This window comes from Xenophilus sp. (genome assembly GCF_044462705.1).
In the GTDB taxonomy this organism is placed as follows: domain Bacteria; phylum Pseudomonadota; class Gammaproteobacteria; order Burkholderiales; family Burkholderiaceae_C; genus Xenophilus; species Xenophilus azovorans.
The window spans coordinates 1-10,497 of record NZ_JBIQNC010000050.1 but is presented as its reverse complement, the minus strand read 5'-3'; the positions used below and the strand labels follow the sequence as shown (position 1 = coordinate 10,497).

General features: G+C 73.1%; 5 protein-coding genes. 1 reads left to right on the top strand and 4 read right to left on the bottom strand.

Annotated features, from left to right (window positions below):
- A partial coding sequence (locus tag ACIY1X_RS10235; protein WP_399680277.1) for a hypothetical protein occupies positions 1–371 on the bottom strand: 371 nt, incomplete at its 3' end.
- 62 nt (positions 372–433) lie between these two features.
- On the opposite strand from ACIY1X_RS10235, the gene ACIY1X_RS10230 reads away from it, so the two are divergent.
- The gene (locus ACIY1X_RS10230; RefSeq protein ID WP_399680275.1) at positions 434–1,288 is read left to right on the top strand and encodes a glycosyltransferase family 25 protein; all 855 of its coding nucleotides are present in this window, start codon (positions 434–436) and stop codon (positions 1,286–1,288) included.
- 23 nt (positions 1,289–1,311) lie between these two features.
- On the opposite strand, the gene ACIY1X_RS10225 is transcribed toward ACIY1X_RS10230, so the two are convergent.
- Genes ACIY1X_RS10225 through ACIY1X_RS10215 form a run of 3 tightly spaced genes read right to left on the bottom strand, consistent with a single transcriptional unit; the run spans position 1,312 to position 10,432 of the window.
- Complete coding sequence (locus tag ACIY1X_RS10225; RefSeq protein ID WP_399680273.1) at positions 1,312–6,558, bottom strand: beta strand repeat-containing protein; 5,247 nt, start codon at positions 6,556–6,558, stop codon at positions 1,312–1,314.
- Positions 6,559–6,566: 8 nt separating this feature from the next.
- Complete coding sequence (locus ACIY1X_RS10220) at positions 6,567–8,249, bottom strand: ShlB/FhaC/HecB family hemolysin secretion/activation protein (protein WP_399680271.1); 1,683 nt, start codon at positions 8,247–8,249, stop codon at positions 6,567–6,569.
- 38 nt (positions 8,250–8,287) lie between these two features.
- Complete coding sequence (locus ACIY1X_RS10215; protein WP_399680269.1) at positions 8,288–10,432, bottom strand: CHAT domain-containing protein; 2,145 nt, start codon at positions 10,430–10,432, stop codon at positions 8,288–8,290.
- Between the last annotated feature and the right edge of the window lie 65 nt (positions 10,433–10,497).

The following is a 10,497-nucleotide window of genomic DNA, read 5'->3' as shown; positions in this document are numbered from 1 at the left end:
ACCCGGCCCAGCGCCACGGCGCGCGGCTGCGACATCGCCGCATGCAGCGCCAGGGCCGGCGCGTCGCCCACGTAGGCCGACTCGGGCGAATGCACGAGCACGAAGCGCCCGGCGCTGTGGCGCACGCCGGCGTTGATGGCGCGGCAGGGCGGGCGCCAGGCATGCGGCCGGTCGTTGACCAGCAGCGTCCAGCACACCGCCGGGAAGCGCTGCAGCAGCCGCAGCAGCGGCGCCTCCTCGGCGCCGTCGTCGAGCGCGATCACCACCTCGATGCCGGGACGCGCCCAGTAGGGCGCGTTAAGGACGGCGACGCGCTCGAACTCCGCGAGCTTGCGGTAGAAAGGCAGCACGATGCTGAGCCACGGCGTCATGCCGCGTCCTCGTCCGCACGGGAGAATGCGCCATCCGGGCTCATCGATTCCATCCCGCCATCATGAACGGCTGCTTCATCAACCTGCAGCGCAGCAGCGCGCGGCGCGAGGCCATGCAGGCGCAACTGCGCGAACTCGGCCTCACCGGCATCCGGCGCCTGGAGGCGATCGACGCGGCCGGCCTGCCGCCGGCCGCGGCGGGCGCCGCCGTCTCCGCCGGCGAGCAGGCCTGCTTCCTCTCGCACCTGGCGGCGCTGGAGGCGGCCGCGCCCGGCGGCTTCCACCTGGTGCTGGAAGACGATGCGCTGCTGAGCCGGGCACTGCCGGCCCTGCTGCGCAGCGACGCGCTGGCGCGGCTGGAGCCCTTCGACCTGGTGTTCCTCGAATGCCTGCCCTACACCTCGGCGCCGGCGCTGCTGGCGCTGTGGCAGAGCCTGAAGCGGCACCTGCCGACGGACGCCTGCGCGCCGCGCGAGGCCGCCGCCGGCGTCGAGATCCTGGACGCGCGCGGGCTGTACAACTGGGGCGCGGTGGCCTACTTGGCCACGCCGCGCGGACTGCGCACGCTGCCCGCCCTGCTGCGCGAGGCGCTGGCCGCGGGGCCGGCCCAACCCCTCGACCTCACGCTGAACCGGCTGGTGCACGAGGGCCGCATCCGCGCGGCGGTGCTCGCACCCTTCCTGGCCACGCCGATGCTCGACAGCCATGCGCGCAGCACCATCGCGGACCGCCCGCGCGCCGCCGAGAACGACGCGCTCGGCGGCGCGCTGCGGCGGCTGTTCTTCGCCGGCCCGGTCGACGGGCTGGAGGGCCACGTCGCGGCCTACCGCCATGCCCCCCTGACGGCCGATCCGCAACTGCGGCTGCTGGCCGACCTGATGGCGCAGTTGTTCGTCATCACGGCGCGGGACGACTGACGGCCGAAAAGACCGGGGGTGCCTCAAAAATCCGCGCAGCCGTTCTTGCGCTCGGTGTCCACGCAACTCGTCAGGTTGGGACGCGAGCGCACGCGCGACCATTCGCGCGCCAGCAGGTCGTCGCCCTGCTGCGCGCGGTCGCCGCCCAGCGGGCCGGTGGCGAAGCAGATCGGCGCCGCGCCGATGTTGCGGTCGAAGGTGTAGGTGTAGGTGCTGGGCAGTTCGCGCACCAGATCCGGGCCGACGAGCGGCGGCAGGCGCCATGTCACGACGGGATCGGGCGCATTGGTTCCCCGGGCATAGATGAAGTGGTTGTCGCCGGGCGAGACGGCGACGGGACAGGGACCTGGATAGGGGCAGGCGAAGATGTCGGGCCGCTGCCCCGAGCCGGACAGGCCGCCGCGCGACTCGCCCTCCCAGGTGTCGGCCCAGATGCGCCAGGGCGCGCCGCCGATGCTGCCGCCGCCCGGGTTCTGGAAGCGCGCGGCCGCCACCAGGTCGACGCCGGAGGTGCTGCTGACGGGCATGTCGAGCGTGAGGTCGCCGGAGAGCGTGCGCACGAACACCGTGTCCGCCGCCATCGAGGTGGCGGACACCACCTGCGGCTGGTTGCTGGCGGCATCGAAGCCGGTGACCGACAGGGCGCCCAGGCGCACGCCGTCCACGTCCTGGTAGCGGAAGGCGCCCGCGGCGCCGCCCGCCAGGCTGTTCTCGCTCACGTTGTTGGCCGCCCGGTCCAGCAGCACGCTGCCGCCGGTGGAGCGCGCCAGCAGGTGCTGGGCCACCACGGGCGCGCCCGCCGTCTGCGTGATGTCGCCCGCCGACAGCAGGCCCAGGCGGTCGGCCGTGACCGGCGCGTTCAGCGCGATGCCGCCGCTGCCGGCGCCCTCGTTCTGCAGGGTGAGCGCGCCGCCGCGGGTCAGCGGCGCGGCGACCGTGATGGCGCCGGCATGCGTGTTGCTGCCCACCACCAGGGTGGGCGCGTTCAACTGGGACAGCAGCGCGTCCGAGACGGCGAAGCCCGCTGCCGGCGCCCCGCCCACGGTGATGGCCGAGGACGTGGCGTCGAAGACGTTCAGCGCGGTGTCCATGCCGCCGGGCCGCAGGTTGATGGTGCCGGCGGCACTCACCGGGGCCTCCACCACCAGGGCCGGCGTGCTGCCGCCGCTGGCGGCGCGCAGGATCAGGTCGCCGCTGGACTGCACCTGCGGCGCCGCGCCGGGCAGGGACGGCGCGCCGCCCGCCTGGATCGACACGCCGGTGCTGGCACCGGTGGCGCTGCCGGTCAGCTCGATGTCGCCGCCGCCGGTGGTCGCCAGGCGCGCACCGTTCTCCAGCCGCACGCCGCTGTCGGTGCCGTCGTAGATGTCCGCGTCGAAGGCGCCGCGCAGGCGGATGCTGCCGCTGCCCGTGACGATGCCGCTGCCGCCGGTGACCAGCACGCCGTGCGTGGCCGCATAGGCCGAGGACGGGTTGGAGCGCACCACCCCCCGGACCTGCACCTCGCCGCTGGTGGTGGTGATGCTGCTCTTGTTGCCGATCACCACGCCGGAGTAGCCGAACGGCGGGTTGCCCGTGGCGGTGATGTCCACGTTGCCCGTGGAGGTGGCGATGGTCGCGCCGGACAGGCTCACGCTGCCGCTGGCGATGCTGACGCTTCCGCCGGCACCGGCGTCGGACTGGCCCGCGCGGGTGTCGATCAGCGCCGCGGTGACGTCCACCGATCCGGCCGGCGCCCCGGGCTGGCCGGTGAGGATGGACACGCCGCCGCCGTCGGTCGTGATCTGGGTGCCGGAGCCGACGCCGACATAGGCCCCGTCGCCATAGGCCGCCATGGAAAGGGCGCCGCCGCCGGTCGCCACCTGGGCGGCGTTCAGGGAAACGGTGGAATTCGTCCCGGCGGCGCCGGGCGTGCCGGCCTGCAGCGTCAGGTTGCCGCCGCCGGTGTCGATGTCGGTGTTGAAGGCAGACAGGTTCGAGAAGGTGCCGCCGGCGACCTGCATCGTCACGTTGCCGCCCTGCGTGGCGATCGTGGCCCGGTCCGCCGCCGAGTTGCCCGAGAAGCTGAGGGAGTTGAAGGCGCCGCCGCCGGTGCCGGCGTTGAAGATCACGTCCATCGGCCCGGTGGTCGAGCGGATGGTGGGGGCGGCCCCCGTTCCGGCGAAGCTGCGGCCGATGCTGCCGGCCGCGTCGAGCTGGAAGAACACCGGCGCCGCGCCCGTGTTGCGCTCGATCAGCACGCCGTTGTCGAAGTTGATGTTGCCCGGATCGGTGCCGCCGGTGCCGGTCGTGATGGTCACGCTGGTGCCCTTGTTGAGGGCCGCGTTGATGTCGCCGTCCTGGATGGTGGAGGTGGCCACCGGCACGAAGGGATTGGTGGGCAGCGAGCCGCTGGCCACGCCGCTCTGGATGGTCACGTTGTAGGGGTCGATGAGCCAGCTGCCCGCCTGGCCCGCGGGGGCCGAGGCGTCCACCTGGATGCCGCCCAGCTCGAACGAGCCGCCCGACGTCTCGATCGTGCCGCCGTTGCCGCCGGCGCTGCCGCCCTTGGCCTCGAAGCTGCCGAAGGCGCGCAGCGAGCGATCGCCGACGACGCGGATGCTGCCGCCGTTGCCGGTGCCGCCCAGCGCATTGGCCTGCAGCGACAAGGCCGAGCCGATCGCCACCACGCCGGAATCCTCGTTGCCGGCGCCGGGCGCCGTGGCGCCGTGGATGTCGATGCTCCCGCCGCCGGCCTGGCCGCTGGCGTCGGCGAGGCGGGGGATGTCGGCCGCCGTCTCCGCCAGGATGTTGCGCCCGCTCACGCCGATGTGGCCGCCGACGCCGGTGGTGCTGACGACGTCCAGCAGGGGCGAGTCGTAGCCGCCGGCCGTCAGGCGGACGTCGCCCGTGCCGGCCGCGATGGTGATGGTGCCGCCGGCGGCGTGCAGGCCGTCAGCCTCCTGCTGCGACCGTACCTGGACGGCGAAGGGCGTGACATCCAGGTCCAGCGGCTGGAAGGTCACCGGCGCACCCGTCTCGTCGACGCCGAAGCCGGCGCTCCCCGCGGTGCCGCTGATCTCGATGCTGCGGCCCGCGCCGGCCTCGAGGCGTGAACCGTCGATCAGCACGCCGTGCGAGGCCTGCACCGTGAAGGCGGTGCTCAGCGAGGTCGCGAGATCCGGCAGCCCGGACGCCATGCCGGACAGGTCGCCGCCCTGCCCCGAGATGCGCAGGCTGCCGCCGGTGCTCAGTTCCGCGCCCGTGATCGACACGCCGGCGCCGCCTGCGGCCTCGCCGACCAGGTCGTCGGTGGCCCAGTCGCGCACCGTCCCGTTCAGCACGATGTCGCCGCTCTTGGACGACAGGCTGGCCGAGTAGTCGTCGCCGCTCACCCGCACGCCCGAGGCGCCCGCGGCACCGCGGCCGGTGAGGGTGATGCTGCCGGCCTCCGTGCTCAGCGTGCTGTCGTTGCCGATGCTCACACCGTCCGAGGCGCTCAGAACGCCGCTGCCCAACGCGCTGCCGATGCCGCCCTCTCCCCGCAGGGAAATGCTGCCCGAGCCGTGGGTGCTCAGCGTGCTTTCGCCCAGCCAGATGCCGCTGCGCACCTCGCCGGCGACATCGGCTTCCTCGCCCTTGACCTGCCCGCCGACGGCACTGCCGTCGCTCTTGCCCTGGCCGAAGAAACGGATGTTCCCGCCGTTGGCATCGATCACCGCCCCATCCAGCCGGATGGCTGCTGCCGCGCTGTTGGCCTTGCCCGCCTGCGCGAGCGCAAGGCCCTGCGCATCGGCGTTGAACTCGACGTTCAGCGCGCCGCTCTCGGAGGCGATCATGGCGCCCCCACCCTCGTCCTGGCGCATCTCGATGTTGCCCGCCGAGTTCACGCGCAGCGTGGCCGTGCCGCCGCTGTCCTTGATCACCTGCGCGCCGCTCTGGAAGACCACGCCGACGTTCTCCTGCGGCACCGTGCCGGACGAGCGCGTGGTGAGCGTCACGTCGGCGCCCTGGCTCAATGCCTTGCCGATCACGCTGGCGGCGATGTTGCCGGTGTCGCCGTCGCCCACGATCGTCAGGTTCTGGCCGCCCTCGGCCGTCCAACTGCCGTTGCCGCCGCCCGCGCCGCCGCCGGCATGGATCTTCGTGCCCTCCAGCACGCTGAGGTTGCCGGCCGAGGTACGGATCTCGCCGCCCTTCACGCCTGCCGCGTCGCCGCGCGCATCGAGCGTGCCGCCCACCTCGAGGCCGGCGGCACCGTCGACGCTGGCGCCGATCGCTTCCAGCACGATCTCGCCGCCGCGGTTGACCAGCGACCGGGCACGCACGGTGCCGCTCTGGTTGACCACCTGCTGCGCCACGCCCGACGCGCCCACCAGCACCACGCGGCCGCCGTCAGCGGTGATGGTGCCGGTGTTCATCACCAGCGCCTTGGTGCTCGCGTTGAGTTCCGCCTCCTCCGCGCTGCCGCCCGGGTCGGCCTGCACGACGGCGACCGAGGTGTTCATCAGCCCGCCATCGACCGGCACGGTGAACTTCGTCAGCCCGTCGCCCTCGAAGTCCAGCGTCACCCGGGCGCCCGACACCAGGCCCACCGAGCCGCGTGCCACGTTGATCTCGCCCTCGTTGCGCACCAGCGCGCCGATCAGCCCGACCGTGCCGCCCTCGCCCACGCTGATCGTGGCACCGGGCTGCACCGTCACGCGGGCGGTGCTGTTGGCGTCGTTGATGTCGCCGCCCAGGATCAACTGCTTGCCGCCGGCCATGAAGGCCTCGTTGCGCGTGGCCTCGTCCGGCCCCGCGATGTCCAGCGTGGAGGCGATCAGCCCGCCCGTGCTCACGCTGGAGCCCTTGGAGAAGACCACGCCCGAGGGATTGATCAGGTAGACCGAGCCGCCCGAGCCGGGCACGTCGGAGCCGATCAGCGTGCTGGTGAGCTTGCCCTGGATCACCGATGCCGTGCCGCCGGTGACGCGGTTGAGCAGCACGCTGGCCACGCTGGGCTGCACCACGTTGACGTGTCCGCTCTGGCCGATCGAGAAGCTCTGCCAGTTGACGATGCCGCGCTGCGACGCCTGGTTGATCGTCATGACGTTGCCGGCCACGCTGCCCGTCACGGAGCCGGCCATCACGTTGCCGAACTGAGGCAAGCCGCCAACGGGGCTCGGGCCGCCGTTGATGATGACTTGGCCCCAGGCCATGCCGGCGCCCATGCACGCCAGCGACAGCGCCAGCGGCCGAAGGCGCCAGTGCCGCGGCATGGCCTTCGCGGAAAGATCACGGTTTCTCATGGCGCCTCTCAGAATGTCTTTTGCGCCTGCACGTACAGCCGCGGGTTGCGCCCGCCGCCGTCGGCGCGCGCCGGCTCGGTGCCCGCGCGCCAGGCCAGCGTGGCATTGATGGCGAAGTTGCCCGGGCGCACCCAGCTCAGGCCGATGCCCGCACCGCGCAGGCTGCGCGAATTGGGCACGGCGTCGTAGATCGTCGGGTTCCTGATCTGGCGCCCGCGCGCCGCGTCGTAGAAGACGAAGGGGGTGAGTTCGGCGTTGGCCGACCAGCGCCATTCCACGGTGCCGATCAGCCCCTGGTCCGCCAGCACCTCGCCCGAGGGGTAGGCCCGCACCGCGCGCGCGCCGCCGAGCGACAGCTTCTCCGAGGCATCGAGGTTCCTGCTGGCCCACTGGCCGCCCAGCGCCAGGTACAGCGAATGGCCGGGGATGACCGCCTGCAGCCGCGAGAACTGGAAGGTCGCCTTGCTGAAGCCGCCTTCGGTGCGGTGGCCGCCCACGCCCTGATCGGCCAGCAGGGTGTCGGCGTCGCCGATGGACAGGCGGCCGCGGTAGAGCGTGCCGGCGCTGGCCCAGTAGCCGCCGCCCAGCCACTCGTCGCGGCGCTCCCAGGTCCAGCCCAGGCCAAAGCCGCGCACGCGCTTGCGCGCCGAGAAGTCCACCGCCCTGTACTCGTCGGTGAGCTTCTTGCTGTCGGCCGACAGGCGCAGGAAGAGGTTGTGCTGGCGCTGGCGGATGAGCGGGTAGTTCAGCGAGACGTCGAACACGTCGGCCTTGCCCTGCGCGCCCAGCTCGGCGAACTCGCCGCCCAGTTCGTAGTTGACGCGCGCCAGCCCCACGCCCACGCGCAGGCCGTTGGTGCCGATGGGCGCCTCGTAGGCGATGCGGCCGAACTGCAGCGCATTGCCGTTGGAGACCATGGCGCGCAGGTCGAGGTTGTCGCCGATGCCGAAGGGGCTGGCCCAGCGCACGGTGCCGCCGAGGCGGTAGCGACCCGATTCCTTGGTGCCGTGGTTGTCGGCCTCGGCCGCGAAACTCCAGCGCGGGCCGGGGTTCACGTCCACCACCAGGTCGGTGGTGCCGGGCGCGGTGCCCTCCTGCAGCGAGGAGCCCACGCGCAGCCCCGGCTGGTCCGACAGCAGCAGCATCGCGCGCTCGTACGACGGCGCGCTGACCGCCTCGCCCACCGCCACCGGCGCGAGGAAGCCGCGCACGCGCGCCTCGCTGGTCGGCGCCTCGGGCGCGAGGTTGACTTCCATCTTGCCGATGCGGCCTTCCACGATGCTGATCTCGACGATGCCGTCCTGCACCTTCTGCACCGGCACCACGGCCTGCGCGAGGAAGTAGCCGCGCTCGCGGTAGCGCTGGGTGATGGCGCTGGCCAGCGCCTCCAGGTCGGCCAGCGTCACGTCGCGGCCGATGTAGGGGGTGGTGAGCTCGCGCAGGTCCTCGGACGACAGCGCCTGCGCGCCATTGAGGCGCAGGTCGTTGAGGCGGAAGGAGACGGCCGGCGCGGGCGCGGCCGGCAGGGTCTGCGGCGCGGCGCCCTGGGCGGTGGGCCGGGCGCAGGCGTCGCAGGGGTTCTGCGTGGGCAGCAGCGGCAGCTGCTGGGCCGCGCCTTGGGCGCGCGCGGCGCCGGGCGCGGCGCACAGCAGCAGCGCGGCGGCGGCGGTCGCCAGGGGATGCGGCTGCATGGGGCGTCGAGGGGTGTGCGTCATGCTCTTGCTGCTGCTCATGCGCCGCCCGCCGTGACGGTGAGGCGCCAGTTGCCGATCAGGTTGAAGGGCGCCCAGAAGAAGGGGTGCGCCAGCTTCGGGTTGCGCAGCACCGCGAGCTGGCCGGCCTGCATGGCCTGCTGCAGATCGCGGCCCTTGGCCAGTTCGCCGTACAGCGTGCTCATCAGCACCTCGGTCGCGTCGTCGGAGACGGGCCACAGCGAGGCGATCAGGCTGGAACTGCCGGCCGAGAGGAAGGAGCGCGTGAAGCCCAGCACCTCGTCGCCCTGCGCGATGCGGCCCAGGCCCGACTCGCAGGCCGACAGCGTGACCAGCGCGTTGCTCTGCATGGGCAGCTCCAGGATCTCGTGCGCCTCCAGGAAGTTCTGGCGGCCGCCCTCGTTGGCCAGCAGGATGCGCGAGTACAGCGGATCGACCTGGTCGGCCTCGGCGTGCGCGGCCACGTGCACGATGGGCGCGCGGCCCACCGCCTCGCGGAACTGCGTCTTGGTGGCCTGCGCGCCCATGAAGACGCGGTTGCTGGGGAACAGGCGCGCGAGCTGCTTGACCTCGGCCTCGGAGCCGGGCAGGTCGTACTTGTCCTCGATGCGCGGGTTGCCGAAGGCCGTCAGGTCGGCCTGCGCGCTGGGCGTGCGCTGCGCCAGCTGCACGGCGATGCTCATCGAGGGCGCGACGGCGATCGGGTGCGTCTCGATCAGGTAGCGGCCGCCCACGCGCAGCGCCTGGAAGGGCAGGTAGTGCAGCGGCCCGTGCGGCACGATCACCAGCCGCTCGCCGGCCTTCAGGCCCAGCGGGCCGATCAGCGCCTCGCCCAGCTTCTCGCCGTTGGCCACCGCCGTGCGGCGCCCGCGCACCACCGAGTTGCGGTACGTGTCGACCAGGTCGGTCAGCTCGTCGCGCGTGACGGCGATGCTCTGCGTGCGGATGCTGTCGGGCCCGATCACCCACACCTGCAACCGCTCGGGCAGGACGTGGAACTCGATCACCCGCTCGTCGGGCCGCAGCGCGCGCTGCAGCGCGGGCAGGTCGATGGACTGCATCGCCTGCTCGCTGAGCTTCGCCCGGCCGCGCACCGCGTCGAGCAGGGCGCGCGAGCGGCTGCGCTCGCTGATCTCGAAGGCGCGCTGCGCGTCGCCCACTTCCGCGTACAGGCCGATGGCGCGCTCGAACACCGACTGCAGGTCGGAGAACAGGCCCATCTTGAATTCCTCGCTGCGGAAGCGCGCGCGCACCTTGTCCACGTTGCCGACGGCGCGGCCCAGCGCGTCGGCGGCGGCGGCCTTGTCGCCCAGCGCGAGTTCGCTGCGCGCCAGGCCGTCCCAGGCCCACAGGCGGTAGTACTCGGTGTCGGTGCCCATCTGCCGCGTGGTGAGGTCGGCGTAGAGGGCCTTGGCCTCGGCCGGCTTCTTCTCGGCCAGCAGCAGGCTGGCGCGGGTGCGCTCGACCTGCGCGGCCAGGGCGGCGTCGCGCGGCGTGCCCAGCTCGTCGACGACCTGTCGCGCGCGGGCGGTGTCGCCGGCCTCGATCAGGGCGTTGGCCAGCGAGGCGCGCACCAGCGGTGCGTAGCGCTCGGAACTGGCGGCCAGCGCCTCGTCGTAGCTGCGCACCGCGCCGGCATAGTCGCCGCGCCGCGCCGCCACGTCGCCCAGCACCTTGTGCGCAGGGCCGACCACCAGCTTCGGGTCGCGCGCCGGGTACTTGAGCGCCTCGCGCGCGAACTGCTCGGCCTTCTCCAACTGGCCCGAGTAGCTGTAGACGATGGCCAGGTCGCGGTTGGCCATGGCGCGCAGGTTCGGGTCCTGCGTCTCGCCGGCCAGGTGCAGCGCCTTGCTGGCGGCGCGCACGCTCTGGCGGAACTCGCCCGCCTCGGCCAGCGCCACCGCCTGGCTGCAGTACTGGTAGCCGCTGAGCTTGACCTGGTCCTGCGAGTAGAGGATGGCGCCGTCGTTGGTCAGCGCCAGCAGGGTGTCGGTGTCGGCGAGGCGGGCCTGCTCCTGCCTGGCCGCGACGGCCTCCGCATCGGGTGCCTGCTGAGCCCCGGCTCCGGGCGATGCCGCCAGCGCGGCGATGACGGCACCCAGCCACAGCCCATGCACCATGCGCCGGCGCCACGGGTACCGCACGGTGCTCTTCGTCGCCAATCGTTCCATTCGACCCCCAATGCCGCGCCGCGCCCGCCGCCGCACACCGGCGGCCGGTCGCGCTT